The 23,485-nt window shown below is 73.4% G+C and carries 18 protein-coding genes and 2 pseudogenes; 10 read left to right on the plus strand and 10 right to left on the minus strand.

What is annotated here, in order from left to right; all coding sequences use genetic code 11:
• Positions 1–110: 110 nt before the first annotated feature.
• Both ACFWEP_RS13585 and ACFWEP_RS13590 read left to right on the plus strand, forming a co-directional pair.
• A pseudogene (locus ACFWEP_RS13585) lies at positions 111–506 on the plus strand (cysteine hydrolase family protein); the annotation flags it as partial.
• Positions 507–728: 222 nt separating this feature from the next.
• Positions 729–1,463, plus strand: coding sequence for a class I SAM-dependent methyltransferase (locus tag ACFWEP_RS13590; RefSeq protein ID WP_387369664.1), 735 nt, complete (start codon positions 729–731; stop codon positions 1,461–1,463).
• Here the strand turns inward: ACFWEP_RS13590 and ACFWEP_RS13595 are convergent.
• The 8 genes and pseudogenes from ACFWEP_RS13595 to ACFWEP_RS13630 all read right to left on the minus strand — a co-directional run bounded on the left by ACFWEP_RS13595 (position 1,355) and on the right by ACFWEP_RS13630 (position 9,006).
• A pseudogene (locus ACFWEP_RS13595) lies at positions 1,355–1,986 on the minus strand (Uma2 family endonuclease). The gene ACFWEP_RS13590 and the pseudogene ACFWEP_RS13595 overlap by 109 nt on opposite strands.
• A gap of 184 nt (positions 1,987–2,170) precedes the next feature.
• Positions 2,171–3,289: a phosphoserine transaminase gene (serC, locus tag ACFWEP_RS13600; protein ID WP_387369636.1), complete on the minus strand. Its 1,119-nt coding sequence runs from the start codon at positions 3,287–3,289 to the stop codon at positions 2,171–2,173.
• A 119-nt stretch (positions 3,290–3,408) separates the two neighbouring features.
• Positions 3,409–4,596: a cytochrome P450 gene (locus tag ACFWEP_RS13605; RefSeq protein WP_387369666.1), complete on the minus strand. Its 1,188-nt coding sequence runs from the start codon at positions 4,594–4,596 to the stop codon at positions 3,409–3,411.
• 56 nt (positions 4,597–4,652) lie between these two features.
• Positions 4,653–5,912, minus strand: a complete 1,260-nt coding sequence (locus tag ACFWEP_RS13610) for a cytochrome P450 (RefSeq protein WP_387369638.1) — start codon at positions 5,910–5,912, stop codon at positions 4,653–4,655.
• A complete protein-coding gene (locus ACFWEP_RS13615) occupies positions 5,909–6,565 on the minus strand; it encodes an ATP/GTP-binding protein (RefSeq protein WP_387369640.1) in 657 nt (218 codons plus the stop codon). The genes ACFWEP_RS13610 and ACFWEP_RS13615 overlap by 4 nt, the downstream gene beginning before the upstream one ends.
• Positions 6,546–6,917 carry a DUF742 domain-containing protein gene (locus ACFWEP_RS13620; RefSeq protein ID WP_387369642.1) on the minus strand — a complete coding sequence of 124 codons (372 nt, stop codon included), beginning with the start codon at positions 6,915–6,917 and terminating at the stop codon, positions 6,546–6,548. Before ACFWEP_RS13620 ends, ACFWEP_RS13615 begins: the two co-directional genes overlap by 20 nt.
• On the minus strand, positions 6,917–7,363 hold the full coding sequence (locus ACFWEP_RS13625) for a roadblock/LC7 domain-containing protein (protein WP_387369644.1): 447 nt from the start codon (positions 7,361–7,363) through the stop codon (positions 6,917–6,919). The genes ACFWEP_RS13620 and ACFWEP_RS13625 overlap by 1 nt, the downstream gene beginning before the upstream one ends.
• The gene (locus ACFWEP_RS13630; protein ID WP_387369646.1) at positions 7,360–9,006 is read right to left on the minus strand and encodes an ATP-binding protein; all 1,647 of its coding nucleotides are present in this window, start codon (positions 9,004–9,006) and stop codon (positions 7,360–7,362) included. The genes ACFWEP_RS13625 and ACFWEP_RS13630 overlap by 4 nt, the downstream gene beginning before the upstream one ends.
• Before the next feature lie 334 nt (positions 9,007–9,340).
• Between ACFWEP_RS13630 and ACFWEP_RS13635 the strand changes: the two genes are divergently transcribed.
• The 3 genes from ACFWEP_RS13635 to ACFWEP_RS13645 all read left to right on the plus strand — a co-directional run bounded on the left by ACFWEP_RS13635 (position 9,341) and on the right by ACFWEP_RS13645 (position 14,889).
• Positions 9,341–12,193 (plus strand): FAD-binding and (Fe-S)-binding domain-containing protein, encoded by a 2,853-nt coding sequence (locus ACFWEP_RS13635; protein WP_387369668.1) that lies wholly within the window; start codon positions 9,341–9,343, stop codon positions 12,191–12,193.
• Between the two features lie 117 nt (positions 12,194–12,310).
• A complete protein-coding gene (locus ACFWEP_RS13640; protein ID WP_387369648.1) occupies positions 12,311–14,089 on the plus strand; it encodes an aminotransferase class I/II-fold pyridoxal phosphate-dependent enzyme in 1,779 nt (592 codons plus the stop codon).
• Positions 14,086–14,889, plus strand: a complete 804-nt coding sequence (locus tag ACFWEP_RS13645) for a phosphatidate cytidylyltransferase (protein WP_387369650.1) — start codon at positions 14,086–14,088, stop codon at positions 14,887–14,889. Before ACFWEP_RS13640 ends, ACFWEP_RS13645 begins: the two co-directional genes overlap by 4 nt.
• 96 nt (positions 14,890–14,985) lie before the next feature.
• Here the strand turns inward: ACFWEP_RS13645 and ACFWEP_RS13650 are convergent, their stop codons facing one another.
• Both ACFWEP_RS13650 and ACFWEP_RS13655 read right to left on the minus strand, forming a co-directional pair.
• Positions 14,986–16,137, minus strand: a complete 1,152-nt coding sequence (locus ACFWEP_RS13650) for a serine hydrolase domain-containing protein (RefSeq protein WP_387369652.1) — start codon at positions 16,135–16,137, stop codon at positions 14,986–14,988.
• A gap of 95 nt (positions 16,138–16,232) precedes the next feature.
• On the minus strand, positions 16,233–17,213 hold the full coding sequence (locus tag ACFWEP_RS13655; RefSeq protein WP_387369654.1) for a LysR family transcriptional regulator: 981 nt from the start codon (positions 17,211–17,213) through the stop codon (positions 16,233–16,235).
• A 287-nt stretch (positions 17,214–17,500) separates the two neighbouring features.
• On the opposite strand from ACFWEP_RS13655, the gene ACFWEP_RS13660 reads away from it, so the two are divergent.
• From ACFWEP_RS13660 to ACFWEP_RS13680, 5 genes are all read left to right on the plus strand, one after another.
• Positions 17,501–18,502, plus strand: a complete 1,002-nt coding sequence (locus tag ACFWEP_RS13660; protein ID WP_387369656.1) for a DMT family transporter — start codon at positions 17,501–17,503, stop codon at positions 18,500–18,502.
• Between the two features lie 367 nt (positions 18,503–18,869).
• Complete coding sequence (locus tag ACFWEP_RS13665) at positions 18,870–19,496, plus strand: hypothetical protein (protein ID WP_387369658.1); 627 nt, start codon at positions 18,870–18,872, stop codon at positions 19,494–19,496.
• Positions 19,497–19,626: 130 nt separating this feature from the next.
• Positions 19,627–20,457 carry a tetratricopeptide repeat protein gene (locus ACFWEP_RS13670; RefSeq protein WP_387369660.1) on the plus strand — a complete coding sequence of 277 codons (831 nt, stop codon included), beginning with the start codon at positions 19,627–19,629 and terminating at the stop codon, positions 20,455–20,457.
• A gap of 159 nt (positions 20,458–20,616) precedes the next feature.
• A complete protein-coding gene (locus ACFWEP_RS13675; RefSeq protein ID WP_387369662.1) occupies positions 20,617–21,477 on the plus strand; it encodes a TIGR03084 family metal-binding protein in 861 nt (286 codons plus the stop codon).
• A 260-nt stretch (positions 21,478–21,737) separates the two neighbouring features.
• A complete protein-coding gene (locus tag ACFWEP_RS13680; protein WP_387369670.1) occupies positions 21,738–23,390 on the plus strand; it encodes an acyclic terpene utilization AtuA family protein in 1,653 nt (550 codons plus the stop codon).
• Positions 23,391–23,485 lie beyond the last annotated feature (95 nt).

The following is a 23,485-nucleotide window of genomic DNA, read 5'->3' on the forward strand; positions in this document are numbered from 1 at the left end:
CCCGCCCGCATCCCCGCCCGGCTCCCGCCCGCATCCCCGCCCGGCTCCCGCCCGCATCCCCGCCCGGCTCCCGCCCGCATCCCCGCCCGGCTCCCCTACGATCTCCTCCCATGCCGACCTCCTCCGCACTCCTCGTCATCGACATGCAGAACGGTGCGATGGCCGTCGCCCACCGGGCCCCCGAGACCGTCGCCGCCATCGCCGGACTTCGTCAACGCGCCCTCGAAGCAGGCTCCTTGATCGTCACCGTGCTCGACGAGGGCGGTGAGCCGGAGGCGGGCCCCGAGGACCGCCGGGCCGTCCCCGAACTCACGCCCGGCGCCGAGGAGGCCGTCCTCCGCAAGACCGCCCCGGACAGCTTCCTCTCCACCGGGCTCGACGCCCTGCTGAAGGCGCACGGCGTCACCGAGGTGGTCGTCACCGGCTTCGCCACCGAGATCTGCGTGGACACCACCGCACGCTCCGCACTCAGCCACGGGTACGACCTGGTGCTGGTGGCCGACGGGCACACCACCTCCGTGCGGGGCGCCGACGACGGGGAGTACGCCACCGAGGACCAGGCGGTGAGCCACCACAACGCGATCTTCCGGAACCTCCGTCACCCCGGGCGGAGCAGCCGGGTACTGAACGCCTCGGACGTGGTGTTCGAGCAGCCGGGCCCCGCACGGTCCGAGCCCGAGGCCCCCGAACCCGACTTCGTACGCGCCACCCGGAACTCCTACGACGTCATGGCCGCCGACTACTCCGCCCGGTTCCGCGCGGAACTGGACGCCAAACCGCTCGAACGCGCTCTGCTCGCCGGGTTCGTGGACCTCGTACGGGAGACCGGCGGAGGCAAGCCGCTCGCCGACGTGGGATGCGGTACGGGGAGGGTCACCGGACACCTGCACGGACTCGGCGCCGACGTGTTCGGGATCGACCTGTCACCCGGAATGCTCGCGGTGGCGCGCGCCGAACACCCCGGCCTCCGGTTCGAGGAGGGCTCGATGCTCGCGCTCGACCTGCCGGACGGGTCGCTGGGCGGGCTGCTCGCCTGGTACTCGGTCATCCACATCACCGACGCCCTGCTCCCCGCCGTCTTCGCCGAGTTCCACCGGGTGCTGGCCCCGGGAGCGCACGTACAACTCGGCTTCCAGGCCGGCGACGAGACCCGCCGGCGCACCGACGCCTGGGGACGCCCGATCCGACTCGACTTCCACCGTCGCCGCCCCGAGGCCGTCGCCGCCCTGCTCGGCACGGCGGGCTTCGAGCCCCGGGTACGCACGGTCCGCGAAGCCGACACCGACGGGGCGTACCCGGAGCCGACCCCGCAGGGGTTCGTGCTGGCGCGCAAGCCCGTGGCTGAGCGGGGCGGTCAGTCGGCCGGGCGTGCCGACTCGGCCGTGCGGGTACCCGCCGCGACGAGTTCCGCCACGTGGAGCGTCACTTCGGCTCCGATCGACGCGGGCAGCGTGACCGTCTGACCGGGGGCGTACACCTCGTGCCGGTCGTAGGACGAGCCGCCGGGCTCGGTGAGCACGTGGACCCGGCCGTGACGGCGGTCCAGCACCACGTACACCGGGACCTTGGCCTCCGCGTACACGGCCGGCTTCAGGTGGAGGTCGCTGCGGTAGTTGCTGGAGGTGACCTCCAGCACGAGACGGAAGACGGCCGGGTCGTAGCAGTGGTTCTCGGCCCGATGGGCGTCGAAGTCTGCGTCGACGAGGGCCAGGTCCGGGATCACGTAGTCCTGCGGACCACCGGGGAGCCAGAGGCCGATGCCCTGGAGCACGCGTGACTCGTCGCCGTGGAGTCCTGCCGCGAGGTAGGAAACCACGAGAGTGGTCAGGGCGTCGGCGTGCGGGCCGTCAGGGGTGGAGCCACGGTGATGACGCCACCGATGATCTCGACGCGGTGGCCGGGAAGCTGCTCCATGAGCCTGTTGGCACTGTCGAGCAGGGACTCCGGCTCACCGTCACAGGGGTACTCGACTGGTGCCGCAGACATGGCGTCCCTCCTGGGTCCAATGGTGTCGAGAACGTCATGGTAGGTCGGACTGCTCCCCTCCGCCCCGAAGCCGCAAGACCACCCGCGAGGGTGAGGCGGTACGGCGACGGCCCCGCACACCGAGGTGTACGGGGCCGTCGTCCAGGCGCCAGGCGCCAGGCGGTGAGCCGGGGTGCCGTGGTGGTTACAGCTTCTCGATCACGTAGTCGATGCAGGCGGTCAGCGCCTGGACGTCCGCCGGGTCGATCGCCGGGAACATCGCCACGCGCAGCTGGTTGCGGCCCAGCTTGCGGTAGGGCTCGGTGTCCACGATGCCGTTGGCGCGGAGCACCTTGGCGATCGCGGCGGCGTCGATGTCGTCCGAGAAGTCGATCGTGCCGATGACCTGCGAGCGCTTCGCCGGGTCGGTGACGAACGGGGTGGCGTGCTTCGATTCCTCGGCCCAGCCGTAGAGGTTCTGGGAGGAGGCCCGGGTGCGGCCGGTCGCGAAGTCCAGGCCGCCCTGGCCGTTCAGCCACTTCAGCTGCTCGTTGAGCAGGAAGAGGGTGGAGAGGGCCGGGGTGTTGTACGTCTGGTTCTTCGTCGAGTTGTCGATCGCCGTGGGCAGCGAGAAGAACTCGGGGACGTGGCGGCCGGAGGCGTGGACGCGCGCCGCGCGCTCCAGGGCCGCCGGGGAGAACGCCGCGATCCACAGGCCGCCGTCGGAGGCGAAGGACTTCTGCGGGGCGAAGTAGTAGACGTCCGTCTCGGTGATGTCGACGGGCAGACCGCCGGCGCCCGAGGTGGCGTCGACCAGGACGAGCGCGCCCTCGTCGGCACCCGCGACGCGCTTGATCGGCGCCGCGACACCCGTGGAGGTCTCGTTGTGGGTGAAGGCGTAGACGTCGACGCCCTCCTCGGCCTTCGGCTCCGGGTGGGTGCCGGGCTCGGAGGAGATCACGGACGGGTCCGCCAGCCAGGGCGCGAGCTTCGCGGCCTTGGCGAACTTCGAGGAGAACTCACCGAAGTTCAGGTGCTGGGACTTCGTCTCGATGAGACCGTGCGTCGCGACGTCCCAGAACGCGGTGGACCCGCCGTTGCCGAGGACGACCTCGTAACCCTCGGGGAGGGAGAAGAGGCTGCGCACACCGTCGCGTACCTCGCCGACCAGGTTCTTGACCGGGGCCTGGCGATGGGACGTACCGAGGAGAGAGGTTCCGGTGGCGGCCAGCGCGTCGAGCGCCTCCGTCCGCACCTTGGAGGGCCCGGCGCCGAAACGTCCGTCGGCGGGCTTGATGTCAGCGGGAATCTGAATGTCGGCCACGAGTCGGAGCGTAGTCCCTCGGCGACGGGGCGAAAGACCCTGTCCGTCCGGTGAGACGGACGCTCCGACCCGTGGACACAGCGCGGTCGGTCCGGTAGGCGGTGCGGCGGGCCGGGGTGTCAGCCCAGGGTGACCGGGAGTTCGAAGAGGTCGTTCTGGGTCACGATCGGCTTGTTCCGCAGCTCGGCGGCGGGGACCGCGAGCTCCAGGTCCGGGAAGCGGGCGTAGAGCGCGGGGAGCGCGACGGCCGCCTCCAGGCGCGAGAGCGCGGCACCCGGGCAGATGTGCGGGCCGTGGCCGAAGGACAGGTGGCGGTTGGGGGAGCGGGTGAGGTCGAACTCCGCCGCGTCCGGGCCCCACTGCTTCTCGTCCAGGCTCAGCGCGGCGAACGAGACCATCAGTCCCTCGCCCTTCGGCAGCACCCGGTCGCCGATGGTGATGTCCTCGGTGGCGAAGCGGATCAGGACGTGCGAGGTCGGCGACGACCAGCGCAGCGTCTCCTCGATCGCACCCTCCCAGGTCGCCCCGCCGGAGAGCACCAGCGCGCGCTGCTCGGGGTGGGTCTGCAGGGCGACGACGGTGTTGACGATGAGGCTGATCGTGGTCTCGTGACCGGCGGCGATGATGAGCTTGAGGGTGTTGAGGATCTCGTCGTCGGTGAGGCGGTCGCCGTCCTCGGAGGCGTTCAGCAGCGCACCGGTCAGGTCGTCGGCCGGTGACTCCTTCTTCTCGTCCAGGATGCGCGTGAACAGGCTGTGGATGTCCCCCATCACCTGCGGGACCTCGGCCGGCGGCGTCAGGTTGGAGAAGAACTTGTCGAAGAGTTCCTTCATCCGGGGCAGGTCCTCGGTGCCGATGCCCATCAGCTCGCTGATGACGTTCATCGGCAGCGGGTAGGCGAACTCGGCCTTCAGGTCGACCGACTCGCCCGCCGGGCGCCCGGCGAGCCGGTCGAGGAGTTCGTCGGTGCGGGCCTGGATGCCCTCGCGGAGCCGCTCCACCCGTCGCACGGTCAGCGCCTGGGCGACCAGACCGCGCAGCCGGCGGTGCTCGGCGCCGTCCGAAGTCAGCATGGTCTTCCCGGGGTTGACCAGGCCGATCAGCGGCCAGTCGGCGGCGATCTCGCCCCGCTGCCAGGCGTTCCAGACGTCGATGTCCTTGACCAGGCGCGGGTCCGTGAGGGCCGCCTTCGCCTCGGCGTGGTGGGTGACGGCGTAGATGTGGACCCCGCCGGGCAGCTCCACCGGGACCAGCGGACCGGCCGCGTGCAGCCGGGCGCTCTCGCCCCTGAGATCGCCGACGAACATGTCGAGGACGATGCGCTCGTCGTCGCGCGCGCCGGTCGGGTCGGTGGTCGTCGCGGTCACCGCGTGCCTCCAAGGGCGGGAGTGGGAGTGAAGCGGACGGGCAGCTCGGTGAGCCCGCGCAGCCACGGGGACGGCCGCCGGGTGAGGTCCTCGGCCCGGACCGCGAGATCGACGTCGGGAAGCCGGTCGAGGATCGCCTCGATACCCGTACGGGCGATGATCTCGGCGGTCTCCTGGGCGGGGAACGGGCAGCGGTGCTCGCCGTGGCCGAAGGAGAGGAAGGCGTTGTTGCCGCCGGTGAGGGCGGAGCCGTCGGTGCGGACCTGGGGGTCGGCGTTGGCGGCGGCGACCCCGAGGATCAGCAGGTCGCCGGCCTGGATGTGCTTGCCGCCGAGGTGGGTGTCGCGGCTCGCCCAGCGGCCGGCCACGTTCTGCGTGGGGGTGTCCTCCCACAGCACCTCGTTCATCGCCTCGGCGACGCTGTGCCGGCCGCCGGAGAGCGAGGCGGCGAACCGGTCGTCGGTGAGCATCAGCCGCAGCGAGTTGCCGATCCAGTCCGCGGTCGGCTGGTGCGCGGCGGCCATCATGACCATGAGGTCCCGGGCGACCTCGTCGTCGGTGAACTCTCCGGTGTCGGCGAGCATCCGGGACGGTACGTCGTCTTCGGGTGCGGCGGACCGCTCGGCCACCAGACCGATGACGGAGCCGGCGATGTGGCGCTGCCCGGCGAGAGCGTCCGGACCGCCGTTGATCATGTCGTTCATCGCCTTGACGAGGGCGGGGCCCGCCTCGTCCGGGAAGCCGAACAGCTTGGCGAGGACCCGGACGGGCAGCAGCATGGCGTAGTCCGCGATCAGGTCGCAACTGCCGCCGGAGCAGAACGCGTCGATCAGGGCGTCCGCGAACTCTTCGGTGTACTTGCGGAGTTCGAAGGGATCGGCGCCCTCCAGTGCCGAACTGATCACCTGTGAACGGCGGCTGTGCCGCTCGCCGACGGTGTACAGGATCGACGGCTGGTCCTTGCTGATCATCGGGTGCAGCGGCCAGTCGTCCGGGATGCCCGGCCACTGGTTCCAGATCTGCGAGTCCCGGGTGAACAGCGCCGGGTCGGTGGTGACCTGGTGCAGTTCGCGGTAGCCGAGGACGAGCCAGGCCGGTACGTCACCGGGCAGCACGATCGGCGCCACCGGCCCGTGGTCCCGGCGGACCTCCCGGTACAGCTGGTGCGGTTCGGTGGCGAACCGGGGCCCGGACAGCGGTACGGGACCGGGGTCCTTGGCCGCGCCCTGACCGTGGTCGACGGGACACGCGTTCACGAGGTGGTCTCCGAGGTTCTGCCGGCCGCGTCGGGGGCGCCCGCGAGCGCCCCTTCCGGAGTCCGGGCGCGGGCGGCGGACAGCGCGTGGAGGTGCTCGACCAGCGTGATCAGGACGTACTTGCTGGACGACCGGTCGCGGGCGTCGCACTCCACCAGCGGCACGTCCTCCGACAGGTCGAGGGCGTCACGGATCTGCTGTTCGGTGTGGAGCGGGCCGCCGAAGTCGTTGCACGCCACGATGAACGGCGTGCCGTGGTGCTCCAGGCGGTCGATGGCGTACCAGGAGTCCGCGAGCCGGCGGGTGTCGACCAGGACGACGGCCCCCAGCGTGCCGGAGAAGAGCCGGTCCCACAGGAACCAGAAACGCTCCTGGCCGGGCGCCCCGAAGAGGTACAGCACCGAGCGTTCGTCCAGTGTGATGCGGCCGAAGTCGAAGGCCACCGTGGTGGACGCCTTCGACTGCACGCCGTCGAGGTGATCGACGGCCTCGCCCGCGCGCGTCATCGTCTCCTCCGTGTTGAGCGGACGTATCTCGCTCACGGAACGGACCATGGTCGTCTTGCCCACGCCGAATCCGCCGACGACGACGACCTTCAGTCCGTTGTCGGCCGTCGCCCGAAGGGCGGCGCGGTCAGAGGTTGCGGAGTCCAACGAGCACCTGTTCCAGGATGTCGGGGTCGGGGAGCCGGTCCGCGACACGGGCGGTACGGGGATGGCGTGCGCTGATCCGACCGGTGTCGAGCATGTCGCCGAGCATGATGCGGATGATGCCGACCGGCAGTTTCAGGGTCGCGGCGATCTCGACCACAGCGGTGGGGCGCTCGCACATCCGCAGGATCGCGACGTGCTCCGACTGCATGCCGGGGGCCGGCTCGCACTCGGAGACGACGAGCGTCACCAGGTCGAAGGCGTCGGAGTCCGTCCGGCTGCGGCCACCGGTGAGGGTGTAGAGCCGGTCGGGGGAGTCGTCACGACCGGGGCGGGGGCGCGGCACCGGGGGCATCAGCCGGCGGTTCCGGTTCCGGCGTCCGACCCGTCGGGCGAGACGGCGGACTCGCGGGGCGGGGCGACGAGGTGTTCGCCGAGCTGCTCGACCAGCTCGCTCATGTTGTGGCCGACGAGGCCCACGTCGGAGTCCTCGGCGGCGACGACCGCCAGATGGGCGCCCGTACCGGCCTCCACGATGAACAGCACCCCGCCGTAGAACTCGGCCATCGCGGACCGTACGCCGCCGGTGCCGTCACCGAACTCGACGGACGCGCCGTGCGAGAGGCTCTGGATGCCCGCGGAGATCGCGGCGAGCTGGTCGGCCTGGTCCACGGAGAGCTCGGGGGTACGGCACAGTTTCAGGCCGTCCCGGGAGAGCACGAGCGCGTGCCGGGCGCCGGGAGTGCGTTCGAGCAGCCCCTCCAGCAGCCAGTTCAGCTTCTCGTCGGTGGTCGCGGTCATCGGGTGTTGCCTTCCGGGAGGGTTACGTTGGCCCGTACTGCCTGGCTGAAGGTGGAGAAGCGCTCGGCCTGCCTCTTGGCGACGTCGGCCCGCTCCCGAGGGGTCGCGGAGTCGACGGGGGCCGTGGCAGTCGCCCGGGACTCGGCGGCGGCGAAGGTGCGCCCGCGGCGGCGCCGGGGCAGCCCGCTCTCGCCGAACTTCGGGAAGGAGCCGGTCGATTCGGCCTCGGACTCGGGGGACGGATCGGGGGCGGGGGCTGCCTCGGGCCCGGCGGCGGGTGCGGCGGGTTCGGGCTCAGGGGACCCGGCCGCCGTGTCGGCGACGGTCGCGGGCTCGGCGGCCGCGGTGTCCACGCCCGGCCGGGCGTCGCCCTCGTGGGAGGCCGCCGCGGAGTGGGCGGGCTCCGGTTCGGGCGTGCGGGGCTTGGGTACGACGGCCGGGAGCGACGGGGTCGGGGTGCCTTGCGGGGTGCGGGAGATGAGTTCCTGGGGCAGCATCAGCAGGGCGCCGGTCCCGCCGCGCGCGGACGGCCGGAAGGAGACCCGCAGGCCGTGCTTGCGGGCGAGGCGGCCGACGACGGCGAGGCCGAGGCGGGTACCGGAGAGCGCGGTGGAGCTCCGGTCGTCCGGGGAGACGGCCTGTTCGGCGCGGCGGAGCTGCACGTCGCTCATGACGAGCCCGCTGTCCTCCACGGTGATCACCACACCGGCCGGTACCTCTTCGACGTACACGTGCACTTCCGCGGTGGGCGGCGAGAAGTTGGCAGCGTTGTCGAGGAGTTCCGCGAGCGCGTGCATGACGCCCTCGGCCGCGTGACCGGCGATGGCCACGTCGCTGGTCGAGTGCAGCCGGATGCGCCGGTAGCCGCTGATACGGCCCATCGCGCCGCGCAGGATGGACTCCATCACGATCGGCTTCGCCCACCGGCGCCCGGAGCGCGCACCGGTCAGCACGGCGACGGAGTCGGCGAGCCGGCCCGCCTGGGCGGTGCGGTGGTCCAGGTGGAGAAGGTCTCCGAGGACGTTCTCGTCGGAGTGCCGGTTCTCCATCTCCCGCAGGTCGGCCAGCATGCTGGTGGCCAGCGCCTGCATCCGGCTCGCCGCGTTGGCGCCCGTCGAGAGGGCGGCGGACCGCTCCCGCTCGGTCTGGGCGAGACGGGCCGTCAGGGCGGCCCTCTCGGCCGCGAAGCGTTCCCGGTCGGCCTCGTTCTCGGCCGCGCGCCGGTCGGTCTCGGCGGCCAGCCGCTCCTTGGCCGCGGCCGCCTCGGCGGTGGCCCGGGCGAGCGCGGTGGCCGCCTCGGAGGCGGCCCGGGTGGCCTCGGCGCGGGAGGTGGCCTTGATCCGGGCGGCCTCAGCGGTGAAGCGCTGCGCGTCGGCGGAGGCGGACGACACCAGGCGGGTGGTGTCGGCGGTGAACCTTTGGCTGTCGGCCGCCCGGGCCTCGCGCAGCGCCCGTGCGGTGCCCAGGGCGTGGGCGGCGACGGCCACGGCCACCGTCAGCGCGACGGCCGCCGCACCCGCTCCCCAGGCCAGGGGAGTCCGCACCGGGACGGGGGCAACGGCGACGGCCCATACGCACAACGAGCCTGAGACGACTGCCGACACCAGCGCGGTGAGCGCGGTCGACCGGGTTGAGGGGCGCAATCGGAGTCCTTGGGGCGGACGGCACGGGCGGCGCCGACCGGTCGGGCGACGCTCGCCGGCCGGGCGGGCGACGCTGGTCAGGGCGCCGCCGGTCGGGCGGCGCGGCGGACGCTGCGAGTGGGGGGCGGTCGGGAAACGACTTTCGTCGCGGAGAGTGAGTGGGCCGTAACAACTGGAGCTGATTGTTCCAACACAAGTCGTGTTCACTATAGGAGAATTGAGGGTCCTTTTGGGAAGTGATCGTGGCGTTCTCTGTCTGTTCTGTGTTGCGTATGTGACCGTGCGGGCGGTGTTGTCCGAAGAGTGCACGCACTCGCCCGGCATGCTGGTGGCCATGGCCGAACCGCACGCCCTCAGCGACGCCCTGGCCCGGGACCTCCGCTCCGAGGTCCGGGGGGAGACCTCTTTCGACGCGACCGCCCGGGCGCTCACCACCATGGACGCCTCCAACTACCGGCGGGTTCCCCTCGGGGTCGTCGCCCCGCGCGACGCCGACGACGTCACCACCGCGCTTGCCGTCTGCCGGGCCCACGGGGTGCCCGTCGTGCCACGCGGCGGCGGGACCTCCATCGCGGGCCAGGCCACCGGTCGTGGCGTCGTCCTCGACCTCACCCGGCACCTGGACGCCGTCGTGGAGCTCGACCCGATGGCCCGGACCGCAGTCGTCCAGCCCGGCGTCGTCCTGGACGACCTGCGGGCCGCCGCCGCGCCGCACGGACTGACCTTCGGGCCCGACCCGTCCACCCACGGCCGCTGCACCCTCGGCGGAATGATCGGCAACAACTCCTGCGGCGCGCACTCCGTCGCCTGGGGCACCACCGCCGACAACGTCCACGCCCTCACCGTCGCCCGCTACGGCGGCGACACCCTGCGCCTCGGCCGGGGCTGGGGAACCGGCCCTTCGAGCGCCCCCGCCGGACTGAGGGATTTCGTCGACCGCCACCTCGCCCCGCTCCGTACCGGCTTCCCCGACCTCCCGCGCCGCATCTCCGGCTACGCGCTCGACGCCCTGCTCCCCGAACACCCCGGCGGCCCCGACCTCGCCCGCGCGTTCTGCGGCAGCGAGGGCACCCTCGGCGTCGTCACCGAGGCCACCGTCCGGCTGGTCGCGTCGCCGCCGGCCCGCGCCCTCGCCGTCCTCGGCTACCCGGACGAACCGGCCGCCGCCGAAGCCGCCGCCGGACTCCTCCCCCACGGCCCGCTCACCGTGGAAGGCATGGCCGCCGACCTGGTACGCGAAGCGGTCGGACTGCCCCGCGGCGGCGCCTGGCTCTTCGTGGAGACCGGCGGCGCCACCCCCGCCGAAGCCCGGGACCGTGCGACCCGGATCGTGCGCGCCGCCGACGCGCTCGACGCGGCGGTCGTCACCGACCCCGCCGGGCAACGCGCCCTGTGGCGCGTCCGCGAGGACGCCGCCGGAACCGCCACCCGGATGCCCGACGGCACCGAGGCGTGGCCCGGCTGGGAGGACTGCGCCGTGCCGCCCGCCCGCCTCGGCCCGTACCTGCGCGAGTTCCGCGCCCTGCTCGCCGAGCACGGGCTGCGCGGAACCCCGTACGGCCACTTCGGCGACGGCTGCATCCACGTCCGCGTCGACTTCGACCTCCGTACCCCCGGCGGCATCGTCCGGTTCCGCCGCTTCTCCGAGGACCAGGCCCGCCTCGTCGCCGCCCACGGCGGCTCGCTCAGCGGCGAACACGGCGACGGACAGGCCCGCGCCGAACTGCTCCCGCTCATGTACGGCCCCGAACTCGTCTCCCTCTTCGGTGAGTTCAAGGACCTGTGGGACCCGTACGGCGGGATGAACCCCGGCATGCTGGTCCGCCCCGACCCGCTCGACAGCAACCTCCGCTTCGACGTCCTGCCCCGTCGCCCGGTCGACGTCGCCTTCGGATACCCCGAGGACGGCGGCGACTTCACGGCGGCGGTCAGCCGCTGCGTGGGCGTCGCCAAGTGCCGCACGACGACGGCGCCCGGCGCGGGCGTCATGTGCCCCTCCTTCCGCGCCACCGGCGAGGAGAAGCACTCCACGCGCGGCCGGGCCCGGCTGCTGCACGAGATGCTCGCGGGCGAGATCGTCACCGACGGCTGGCGCTCGACGGAGGTCCGCGACGCGCTCGACCTCTGCCTCTCCTGCAAGGGCTGCCGCAGCGACTGCCCGGTCGGCGTCGACATGGCCACCTACAAAGCGGAGTTCCTGCACCACCACTACCGGGGCCGGCTCCGCCCCGCCGCGCACTACGCCATGGGCTCGCTGCCCCGCTGGCTCCGCCTCGCCGCCCCCTTCGCCCCGGTGCTCAACGCCCTGGCCCGGCTGCCCCCGCTCGCCTCACTCGCCAAACGGCTCGCGGGCATCGCCCCGGAACGCACGATCCCGGTGCTGGCGCGCGAGACCCTGACCCGGTGGTGGTCGGCGCGGGGCGAGGAGGCCGGTGCGGTGCGGGGCGGAACGGTCCTGCTCTGGCCGGACACCTTCACCACCCACCTCTCCCCGCAGGTCGGACGCGCCGCCGTCCGGGTGCTGGAGTCCGCCGGGCGGACCGTACGCCACCCGGGCCCGGGGCTGTGCTGCGGGCTGACCTACGTCTCCACCGGGCGCCTCGACCGCGCCCGTACCGTCATGCGGCGCACCCTGGACCGGCTCGGCACCTCACTCGGCGAGCCGCTCGGCAGCCCTCTCGTGGTCCTCGAACCGAGCTGCGCCGCCACGCTCCGCACCGACCTACCCGAACTCCTCCCGGACGACCCGCGGGCGGCGCAACTCGCCGCATCGGTAAGGACCTTGGCCGAGTATCTGGAGGAGTACGCCCCCGACTGGGCCCCGCCCCGCCTCGACGTCGAGGTGACCGGCCAGACCCACTGCCACCAACACGCCGTCCTCGGCGACGCCGCCGACCGGCGCCTGCGCGAACGGGCCGGAATGGAAGGCGATCTGGTCGGCGGGTGCTGCGGGCTCGCGGGCAACTTCGGATTCGAGAAGGGGCACTGGGACGTCTCGGTGGCCTGCGCGGAGGAGCAACTGCTCCCCGCCGTACGGTCGGCCGCCCCCGGGGCGGAGATCCTGGCCGACGGCTTCTCCTGCCGCACCCAGCTGGAGCAGCTCGCGGGCGTACGCGCCAGGCACCTGGCGGAGGTCCTCGCGGAGGGGCTGGAGGGGGAGGGGGCCAGAGGGCTGCATCGCGGATGATCACTCCGGGGGCAGGTGCGCCTGAGTACGTGTACCCAGGCCGCACGGGTCGGGCATCCCTGACGCGGCGAGCGCGGAGTGCGCACGATGCAATCTCCCGCCCCGAAAGAGGAATCGATGAGACCCGACCTGCAACTCCGCGCCGCCACCCCCGAGGACCTCGACTGGATCCACGAGCTGCGCCACCGGGTGTACGCGCAAGAGCTCGGTCAGCACGCGCCGAACGCCACCGGGCGGCTCCGGGACGGCCTCGACGGCCACAACGTCTACCTGGTCGCGGCGCGGGGAGAGGACCGTGCGGGGTTCGTCAGCCTGACCCCGCCCTGGTCGCAGCGGTACGGGCTGGACAAGTACCTGTCCCGCGAGGAACTGCCGCTGCTGGCCGAGGAGGACCTCTTCGAGGTGCGCATCCTGACCGTCGAGCCCCGCTGGCGGTCCTCCGCGGTGGCACCGCTCCTGATGTACGCGGCGCTGCGCTGGACCGCCTCCCGCGGCGGTCGCCGGATCGTGGCGATGGGGCGCACCGAACTGCTGCCCATGTACCGGGCCGCCGGTCTGCGGCCCACCGGGCACACCGTCCGCTGCGGGGCGGTGTCCTTCGAGGTGCTGACCGGCAGCGTGGCCGAGCTGACGACGGCCACGATGGACCGCCGCCGCGCGGCGGTGGAGCGGCTGCGGACCCAGGTGGACTGGCGGCTCGACGTTCCGTTCGCCCCGCGGCCGGACGGCTGCGAGCACGGCGGTGTCTCGTTCACCGCCATAGGCACGGACTTCGCCGCCCTGGGGCGCCGGCACCAGGTGGTCGCGGCGGACGTGCTGGATGCCTGGTTCGCGCCCGCTCCCGGCGTACGGGCCGCACTCGCGGACGATCCGGAGTGGGCCGCCCGTACCTCACCGCCGACCGGCGCGGAGGGAATGCTGGCCAAGATCGCCACGGCGCGCGCGCTGCCCGTGGAGACACTCGTACCCGGCGCCGGTTCGTCCGACCTGATCTTCAGGGCCTTCACCCACTGGCTGACCCCGCAGAGCAGGGTGCTTCTCCTGGACCCGGGCTACGGCGAATACGCCCACGTCACCGAGCGGGTGATCGGCTGCCGGGTGGACCGCTTCCGGCTGCGCCGCGAGGACGGCTGGCGGGTGGACACGGCCGAGCTGGCCGCTGTCGTCGAGCACGGGCGTTACGACCTCGTCGTGGTGGTGAACCCGAACAACCCGACCGGGCGCCACGCGCCCGCGGACGCGCTGCGCTCCCTGATCGCCGCCGCACCCGCCGCTACCCGCTGGTGGATCGACGAGGCGTACCTGGGCTACGTCGGCATGGGTGAATCGCTCGCCGGCCTCGCCGCGGCCGACCCGCGCGTGGTGGTCTGCAGCTCCCTCTCCAAGATGTACGCGCTGTCCGGCATGCGGGCCGCGTACCTGGTGGCCGAGGCGACCACCGCGTCGGAGCTGCGTCGCCGCACACCGCCGTGGTCGGTGAGCCTTCCCGCCCAGCTCGCCGCGGTGGCGGCGCTGGGAGACCCGGCGTACTACGCGTCCCGCTGGCTCCGCACCCACGAACTGCGGCAGCGACTGGCCGCCGACCTCGCCGCGCTCGACGAGGCCGTGGAAGTGGAGGAGTCCGTGGCCAACTGGCTCACCCTGACGCTGCCCTCCGAGGGGCCGAGCGCCGTGCTACTGGTGCGGGAATGCCGTCGGAGCGACGTCTACCTGCGCGATCTCTCACCCATGTCGCCCGAGTACCGGGGGCGCACGGTGCGCGTCGCGGTCAAGGACACGGCCGAGAACGCGCGCATCGTCGCGGCCGTCCGGGCCGCCCTGGACACGCTGCGGCCGGGCCCGGCCCCGTCTTCCCCGGTGGCCGAAAGCATCTCCGTTCCGGTGCCCGCCCGATGATCACGGTTGCTTCGCTGGCGCCCTGCCTCGGTGGGGCGCTCGTGGTCGGGGGTGTCGCGGCGGCCGTCTCCCGGCGGCGGGAACTGATGACCAAGTGGTGCGCCTGGGCGGTCGGAGTGCCCCTGGTCACCGGGGCGTTCTGGTGGGGCCGCCCGGGCATCGCGGCGCTGGCCGTCCTGGTCGGCGTGATCGCGGTGGTGGAGTACGGCGGGCTGACGCGGATGCCCCGGGTGGACCGGGCGGTCCTCGCGGCGTCGGTGACGGGCGTGGTGCTGACCGGTCTGCTGGCCCCGGGGCAGGAACCGCGCGCGTTGGCGGTCGGGGCGCTCGCGCTGGCGTCGGTGCCGCTCCTGGCGGGCGACGCGGACCACGGTCCGCGTCGGCTCGGAGCGGGCCTGCTCGGTCTGGCCTGGCTCGGTGTCCTGGCCGCGCTGGTACCGCTCGGCGCACGTGCGCTCGCGCTCTTCATGGCGGTGTCGATCGCCGACATCGTGGCGTACTTCGCGGGCCGGGCGCTGGGCGGGCCCAGGCTGTCACCGCTGTCACCGGCCAAGCGGTGGAGCGGCACCCTGGCGGGTGCGGCTGCCGGCCTTGCCGTACTCGCCGCGCTGTCCGCGCTGAGCGGGCCGATGGCGATCGCGGCGGCGGTCGGCGGCCCGGCGGGCGACCTGCTCGAATCGATGGTCAAGAGAGGGGCTCGGGTCAAGGACTCCGGGCGGTGGCTCGCCGGGTCCGGGGGGCTGCTGGACCGGATCGACTCGCTGCTCTTCGCGTTGGCCGTCCTGCTCGTCCTGAGCTGAGTCCGGAGGGCGATCGTGGTGCCCTCCCGGGGGTGCGCCCGGGCGCACCCCTCCCGGGGGCGCACCCGGGCCGGTCCTCTCCCGGGGGCGCCCCGCTCAGGCGCCCCGTACCGCCCTTGCCGCCCGCACCACCGCGTCCACCAGGGGTGCGTTCTCCGGCGCCTCGCCGCCCGGGTAGGCGTACCGGCGGCGGGTGTAGCCGTACGCGATGCCCTGCTCCGGGTCGGCGAACGCCTGCGAACCGGCCGCGCCGGAGTGGCCGAACGACCCCTCACCCACGATGGGGTACTGCCCCGACGACCGGCGGAAGCCCAGCCCGAAGGCGTCCTCCGCGCCGGTCACCAGGTCGGTGCCGGGCCAGGAGAGGCGCGCGAACCCGGTGGCGGTGGCCGGTGTCAGCAGCGGGGCCGCGCCGTCCACCTCGGAGACGGCCGCCGCGTACATCCCGGCGAGCCCGCGCGCGGACCCCACGCCCCCGGCCGACGCCGAGCCGAGGCGGCGCACCACCGGGATGTTGGCCCACACGGCCAGGTCCGTCGGCAGGTTGAACGCGGCGGCGAACACGCCCTCGGGGTCCGGCGGGAAGGCGGTCAGGGTCTTCGCCTGCTCCGGCGTCGGCGCCATCGGCCGTATCGGTACGAAACGGGGTTCGAGCGCCTCGGGCAGGCCGAGGTACAGCTCCAGTCCGTAGGGGGCCCGGACGCGCTCCTCGTACAGTTCCTGGATCGACCGGCCGGTGGCCCGCCGCACCACCTCGCCGGTCAACGCGCCGATCACCACGGCGTGGTAGCCGTACGCCGTGCCGGGCTCCCAGAACGGCTTCTGCCGCACGAGCCGTTCGGCGACCAGCCGGTCGTCGGCCAGCTCCTCGTCGGTGAACCGGGGGCTGGCGCCGACCAGCCCACTGCGGTGCGCGAGCAGTTCGCGGAGGGTCAGCGTGTCCGTGCCGGAGGCCGCGAACTCCGGCCAGTACGAGGCGACCGCGCGGTCCAGGTCGAGCGTGCCGTCCTGCACCAGCAGCGCCACGACCAGGTGCGCGGCCCCCTTGGTGGAGGAGAAGACGGGGAGCAGCGAGGTCGCCTCGATGCCCTCGCCCGCCCACAGGTCCACCACCGTCCGGCCGTGCAGGCGTACCGAGAGCTGGGAGCCTGGTTCGGTGGTGTCCTCGGCGAGGACCGTCGCGAAGGCGTCGCGCACACCCTCGAAGCCGGGTGCGACGGTGCCGTGCACGGTGATGTCGTACGTCATGCGGCGGTCCCCTGACGTCGGAACGGATACCGGCCCTTGCGGGGGCGGGGCGCTTTCAGAGCCTGCCAACCGCCCTGCTGGGCACGAGTATTCCCTCAGGGTTCGTGTTTGTCCGGTGCGGCTGCGGCGTCTCGTCCGATGATCTCTCTTGCGAGCGCGCCGAGTTGGGGCAGCGCGGGGTGTCCGGGGCCGTCGCGGCGGACGAGCAGGACGGGCAGTGGCGGGGCGTCCGTGAGTCGGACGAAGACGACTCCGGCGTGCGGATGCAGGTCGGCGGTGGACGCGGCCGAGACGCCCGAGCCGCGTCCTGCGGCGATGGCGGTGAGCCAGTCGTCGGTGTTGGCGACGGTGACCGTGGCGGTGGGGCGTGCGTCCGGGGGCCAGAGGGCCGGCGTGGTGGAGCCGGACACCGGGTTCAGGACCACCGGCCCGCTCGCCAGATCGGCGAGCGTCAGCGCGGTGCGACCGGCGTGGGGCCCGTCCGCCGTGACCGCCGCGACCCTGGGCTCGGTGAACAGCACCTCGGTGACCAGCCCCGGCACCTCCACCGGGCCGCGCAGCAGCGCCGCGTCCACCTCACCCCGGGCGAGTCCGGCCGTGCGGTCGTCGATGCGGAGCAGCTCCAGCGGGGTCTGCGGATACCGCGCCTGCCAGGTACGCAGCAGCGGAGTCGTGTAGGGGCCGAACGCCGACCAGGCGTGCCCGAGCCGCAGGGGGCGCCGCTGCGGGCGCCCGGGGTCCGTCGCGTCGTCGAAGGCGCTGACCGCGAGCGCCGCCCGGTCCCGGAAGGCGACGCCCTCCGGGGTGAGGGCCAGGTGGTGGGTGGAACGGTCCACGAGCCGGGTGCCGAGATGGGCCTCCAACGCGGCGAGGGTGCGGGAGACGGCGGGCTGGGTGAGGCCGAGGCGGGCGGCGGCCCGGGTGACGTTGCGTTCGTCGGCGATGGCGAGGAAGGCCCGCAGGTGCCGCAGCTCGATCGCGTGCCTGGTGGTGCCGCTGTCGGTACCGCCCGCGGGCCGCCGCGGTCCGTCCCCGTGTCCGCCTCCGTGCCCGTGTCCGTGCTCTCCGGTGCTCATGCGTGCGGAGCATAACCGGAGCACGAAAGGCATTTCACGCGCGGCGCGCGGCTGCCTACGGTGGCATGGTGGGCTTCCGCGTGAAGTCTGGTTTGATGTTCTATTCAGTTCAATATGTTGTACTTGAGTGGAGCGGGCGCCGACCGAGCCGGTCGAGCCGTCGGCCCGGCCGCCGTTCGGGTCCCTGATCCGGTCGCCGGTCGAGCCGTCGGCCCGGCCGCTGATCGGGCTGCCGATCGGGCCGCGCCCGCCCCACCCCCGTACTCGCCGATTCCGGAAGGCACCCAGTGAACGACCAGCGCAGCGCCGTAGAGCCGGCCGCAGCCGTCACCGTCCCCGAGGCGGTGACCGCCATCGACGGAGCCCCCGAGGCTCCCACCGGCGGTGCGCACGGTTTGGGCGCCGGGCTGCCGAAGGGCCGCGGTGCCGCGCTCGTACCGGTCGCCCTCGTGGTCGGCGGCGTGGTCTCGGTCCAGTTCGGTTCGGCCGTCGCCGCGCTGCTGATGCCGAGGGCCGGCGCGTTCGGCGTGGTGACGCTACGGCTGCTGGTCGCCGCCGCGGTGCTGCTCGTCGTCTGCCGCCCCAAGGTGCGCGGCTACACCCGCGCCGACTGGGGCACCGTGGTCGCGTTCGGCGTGGCGATGGGGGCGATGAACAACCTCTTCTACCAGGCGCTGGACCGCATCCCGCTCGGCATCGCGGTCACCCTGGAGGTGCTCGGCCCGCTCGCCCTCTCCGTCATCGCCTCCCGCCGCCTGGTCAACTTCCTGTGGGCGGGGCTCGCCCTCGTCGGAGTGGCGCTGCTCGGCGGCGCGGGCGGCTTCGGCCGGCTCGACCTGCTGGGCGCCGGACTCGCGGTCGCGGCCGGCGTGATGTGGGCGCTGTACATCGTGTTCAGCGCCCGCACCGGCCGCCGCTTCCCGAAGGCGGACGGCCTCGCCCTCGCCATGGCCGTAGCCGCCGTCCTCTCGCTCCCCCTCGGCATCGCGGAGTCCGGTACGAAGCTGGCCGTCCCGACCACCGTCCTGCTCGGCGCCGCGGTCGCCCTGCTCAGCTCCGTACTCCCGTACACCCTGGAACTGATGGCGCTCCGCCGCCTGCCCGCCTCCACCTTCGCCGTCATGATGAGCCTCGAACCGGCCATCGCCTCGCTGGCGGGCTTCCTCATCCTGGACCAGGCCCTCTCCACCACGGACGCCCTCGCCATCGCGCTGGTCATCGGAGCGAGCGTCGGAGCGGTACGGGGGCAGGCCGGCGGGGGGCGGAAGAAGAAGCGGCGGGAAGCGTAGGCCCTCGGCGAGGTGCGGAACGGGCCGGGCGTCCCGGGGTGCGGTCATCCCCCCGGGGCGCCCGGCCTCTGTCGGTGGGGCGTGTGAGGTGCACGCCGTCCAGGTGCATCCGGCCCTCGGCAACGTCGGCTTCCAGGAGTTCGCCGACATGGCTTCCGAGGACCCGGAAGGCGTTTTCCGGACGCCCTGACACTCTTCTCGCGGCTGCGCCCCCAAGAGGAGTGATCGGCTCTCGGCGCCGCCCTGAGATCCTTGTGCGCGCATGCGGCCGACGCGTCCTCCGGGACCCGCACCGACGGGTTCGCGCACCGACGGTTTCGCGCACCGACGGGTTCGTGCCCGTTCGACGAAGGAGCAGTGGGAACAGATGGAGGATCGGCCGGAGCCGTTTCTGATGTGGGTCGAGGACGTGTTCACTCACAGCCAGGGCCGCGCGCTCCTCGTCACCGGCCGGATCGAGCGGGGCCGGGTCCGCGTCGGCGACGACGTGGAGGTCGTCGGCGGCAGGGGCGGCGGTGTGCCTGTCCGTGTCACCGGGATCGAAGGGCCGGGCGGCGGGACGTCGCGGACCGCCCGCGCCGGACGGGCGGACGCGGGTACGAACGTCGGTCTTCTTCTGCCGGGTTCCGTGGAGGGCCTGGTCGAGAGGGGACAGGTCCTCGCGCGGCCGAGGTCGATCGGCGCGTACGGCACGTTCCATGCGGACATCGCCCTGTCCGTGGAGGCGGAAGCGGAGGAGCGTGGCGGCGCTCAGATCCGCACCGGCGACCAGTGCACCTTCTACTTCGGTTCCGACGGGGTGCGGGGCACCGTGACGCTGCCGCCCGGGACCGACGTGCTCCACCCGCTGCACACGGCTCGCGTGACGGTCACCCTGGGCGGGGCGGTGGCCCTGGAGAACGGGTGGCCGTTCGCCTTCCGCTTCCGGGGGCGCGCGGCCGGAGCGGGGACGGTGACCGCGCTGACCGAGGCGGCACCACGCGTTGCTCCGTGACGCACGGGGGCGACACCACGTCACCCGCGCAGGAGAACTCCTGCTGGGGCCCGCCTTCGGGGCGCAAGCGGTCGCCCCTCTCTCTGCCGCCTCGCCGGGCGACCCGCGCGGCATCCGTATGCTCCCGGTCATGAAATTCTTCCGGCCACGCGGTCGAAGCGACGCCCAGAAGATGACGGGAACACCCCTGGCCGAGGCCAAAGCGCTGTACGAGGCGGGGCGTTACGCCGAGGCGGAAGCCGAAGCACGTGCGGTGGCGCGATCGAAGACAGAAAACCAGGCATACGCGGCAGCGGCGTTGAACATCGCCGCCCTCGCGACGGGCGCTCAAGGTCGCAACGCCGAGGCGCTCGCCACCTACGACGAAGCGCTGGCCCGCTTCAGCAGGATATTCGGCGCCGATCACTACCTGACGTGGAAGCTGCGCTCGGACCGCGCCCAGCATCTGACCTCGCTCGGGGAGTACGCCGAGTGCGAGGCGGAGTGTGCGGCCGTCGCCGCATTCGCGGCCCGCGGAACCGGTCCGGAAATGACTCGCCTGGCGGCGGCTGCCCGCAACGGACTGGCCTTCGCCCTCAACGCGCAGGGGCGCCATCAGGAGGCCGAGGCGCTCGCACGCGAGGGCCTGGCCGCCTGCCCCGCACGTGAACCGATGTCACTCGTCCTGCGACTCGGTCTGGCCCGCAGTCTCAACGGCCAAGCCCGCTACGACGAAGCCCTCGCCGAGGCGCGGCGCGCAGACAGCCAGTACCGAGCTCTGCCCGAGCGCCAGCGGCTCCCGGAGCGGGGCGCAGTCGAACTCGTTCTCGCAAAAGCTCTGTCGGGCTTGGACCAGGTCCGCGAGGCCCGCGGCCTGGCTGTAGCCGCTCACGATGCCTGCCTGGCCTCCTTCGGCCCGGACCATCGCCGCACGGTCGAGGCCCGCACGATGCTCGATCGCATGGACGGTGCGCGGCCGTAGGCGCCTGCTCCCGCTCGCTGCCCACCCTCACTGATCCTGCGAGGGTGGGCGGGAGGTCGGGGAGAACCCGGACGCAGAAAATCATGCAAGCACGCTTGCTTGTTTCTCCCGCCGCTGGAATGCTCCGGGGCACCACGCCATGCCCCGAGGGGAGCGCACGTGTCCGATGCCATCGCCGTGATCGACGATCTGCGGGACGAGAGCGAAGAACTCGACGCTCTGGTAGCCGAGTTGAGCGCAGAGGAGTGGGTGCAGGCGACCCCCGCGCCCGGCTGGACGATCGCTCACCAGATCGCCCACCTGACCTGGACCGACGGGGTCGCGGTGACCGCCGCGACGGACCCCGACGCCTTCAAGGCGGAGGTGGAGGCCGCGCTCGCCGCTCCGGAGAGCTTCGTCGACGAGGCGGCCGGGGCGGCCGTCGCTGCCGCCTCGCCGGAAGAGCTGCTGCGGCGGTGGCGGGCCGGGCGGGAGCGGCTCCAGGAGGTGCTGCGGGAGGCCGTTCCGGGGACCCGCATCCCCTGGTACGGGCCGCCGATGAGCCTCGCCTCGATGGCGACCGCCCGGCTCATGGAGACCTGGGCCCACGGGCAGGACGTTGCCGACGCGCTCGGGGTCGTACGCGCGCCGACCGACCGGTTGCGGCATGTCGCCAGGATCGGCGTACGCGCCCGGGAGTACGCGTACTTCGTGCGGGGCCGCACACCTCCGGCGGAGGAGTTCCGGGTGGAACTCGTAGCGCCGGACGGCGGGTCGGTCGCGTTCGGACCCGAAGGCGCGGCCCAGCGGGTCACCGGGCCGCTGCTGGACTTCTGCCTGCTGGTGACCCAGCGGGCCCACCGCGACGACCTCGCGCTCCGGGCGGTCGGCGCCGAGGCGGACGGCTGGCTGGACATCGCGCAGGCCTTCGCGGGGCTGCCGGGTGCGGGGCGCGCCCCGCGCGGAGGCAAGGGCGCGGGCGGGGGCAGGAGAGAGGGCGGTAACGATCCTTCGAACGCCCCTGGGAGTGACGCCATATGACCACCCCGCCCGCGCAGCCCGCATCGGCGCAGCCCGCATCCGCGCAGCCCGCATCCGTGCAGACCCCCGCCGCGCCGCCCGGCCCTCTCGCGGCCCCGGCCCCGGCCGTCCCCGCCCCGCTCGTCGCCTCCCCGCCCGTGTCGATCCCCGTCTCCGTCACCGAGCCCGAGCCCACCCGCCCGCACCCGCTCGATCCGCCCGCGCCCACACCCCTGCGGATCGGCAACGCCTCCGGTTTCTACGGCGACCGGTTCGACGCGATGCGCGAGATGCTGACCGGCGGCCCGCTCGACGTCCTGACCGGCGACTACCTCGCCGAGCTCACCATGCTCATCCTCGGTCGCAGCCGGCTCAAAGACCCCTCGCGCGGTTACGCCTCCACCTTCCTGCGGCAGCTCGAAGAGAGCCTCGGGCTGGCCGTGGAGCGCGGGGTGAAGATCGTCGCCAACGCGGGCGGCCTCAACCCGGCCGGACTCGCTGACGCGGTGCGGGAGTTGGCCGAGAAGCTCGGGATTCCGGTGCGGGTCGCCCATGTGGAGGGCGACAGCCGGCCCGTCCCCGAGGGATTCCTCACCGCCAACGCGTACCTCGGCGGCGCCGGGATCGCCGCCTGCCTGCGGGCGGGCGCCGACATCGTGGTCACCGGCCGGGTCACCGATGCCGCCCTGGTCACCGGCCCCGCCGCCGCCCACTTCGGCTGGGGCCCCGACGACCTGGACGCCCTCGCCGGGGCCGTCGTCGCCGGACACGTCCTGGAGTGCGGTACGCAGGCCACCGGCGGCAACTACGCCTTCTTCGGCGGCCACGACGTGCGCCGCCCCGGCTTCCCGCTCGCCGAGATCCACGCCGACGGCTCGTCCGTCATCACCAAGCACCCCGGCACCGGCGGGGTGGTCGATCTCTCCACCGTCACCGCCCAGTTGCTCTACGAGACCGGGGGCGCCCGGTACGCCGGGCCCGACGTGACCGCCCGACTCGACACCGTACGGCTCGTCCAGGAGGGGCAGGACCGGGTCGGGATCAGCGGGGTACGGGGTGAGGCGCCGCCGCCCACGCTGAAGGTCGGGCTCAACCGGCTCGGCGGCTGGCGCAACGAGGTCGTCTTCGTCCTCACCGGACTCGACATCGACGCCAAGTCCCGTCTCGTGCAGGAGCAGTTCGCCGACGCGCTCGACCGGTCCGGGAAGGCGCCCGCCGACATCCGCTGGGAGCTGGCCCGCACCGACCACCCCGACGCGTCCACCGAGGAGACCGCGAGCGCACTGCTCCGGCTCGTGGTGCGCGACCAGGACCCGGAGGCGGTGGGCCGGGCGGTCTCCGGTGCCGCGGTCGAGCTCGCCCTCGGCAGCTACCCCGGTTTCCACGTCACCGCCCCGCCCGGGAAGGGGGCGCCGTACGGGGTCTTCGAAGCCGCCTACGTGCCGGCCTCGGAGGTCACGCACACCGCCGTACTGCCGGACGGGACACGGCAGGTGGTGCCCGCCCCGCCGGTGACCCGGGTGCTCGACCTCGTGCCGGTGGAGGTCCCGCTGCCGCCCGCGCCGGAGCCGGAGGTGACCCGGAGCGTGCCGCTCGGGCTGCTCGCCGGGGCGCGCAGCGGCGACAAGGGCGGTGACGCGAACGTCGGGTTGTGGGTGCGCGACGACCGCGCCTGGCGGTGGCTGGCACACGAGCTGACCGTCGAGCGGTTCCGCGAACTCCTGCCGGAGACAGCCGGATTGGAGGTCGAGCGGCAGATGCTCCCGCAGCTGCGGGCGGTGAACTTCGTCGTCCGGGGGCTGCTGGGCGAGGGGGTCGCCGCACAGGCCCGGTTCGACCCGCAGGCCAAGGCGCTGGGGGAGTGGCTCCGCTCGCGCCACCTGGCCGTACCCGTCTCCCTGCTCGATCCGGCCGCCATGGACGAGCCGGCCTGAGGCCCCGGCCCGAGACCCGGCCCCGGCCCGAGACCCGGCCCCGGCCCGAGACCCGGCCCCGGCCCGAGACCCGGCCCCGGCCCGAGACCCGGCCC

Origin of the sequence: Streptomyces sp. NPDC060198, assembly GCF_042728415.1 — a bacterium.
Taxonomy (GTDB): Bacteria; Actinomycetota; Actinomycetes; order Streptomycetales; family Streptomycetaceae; genus Streptomyces.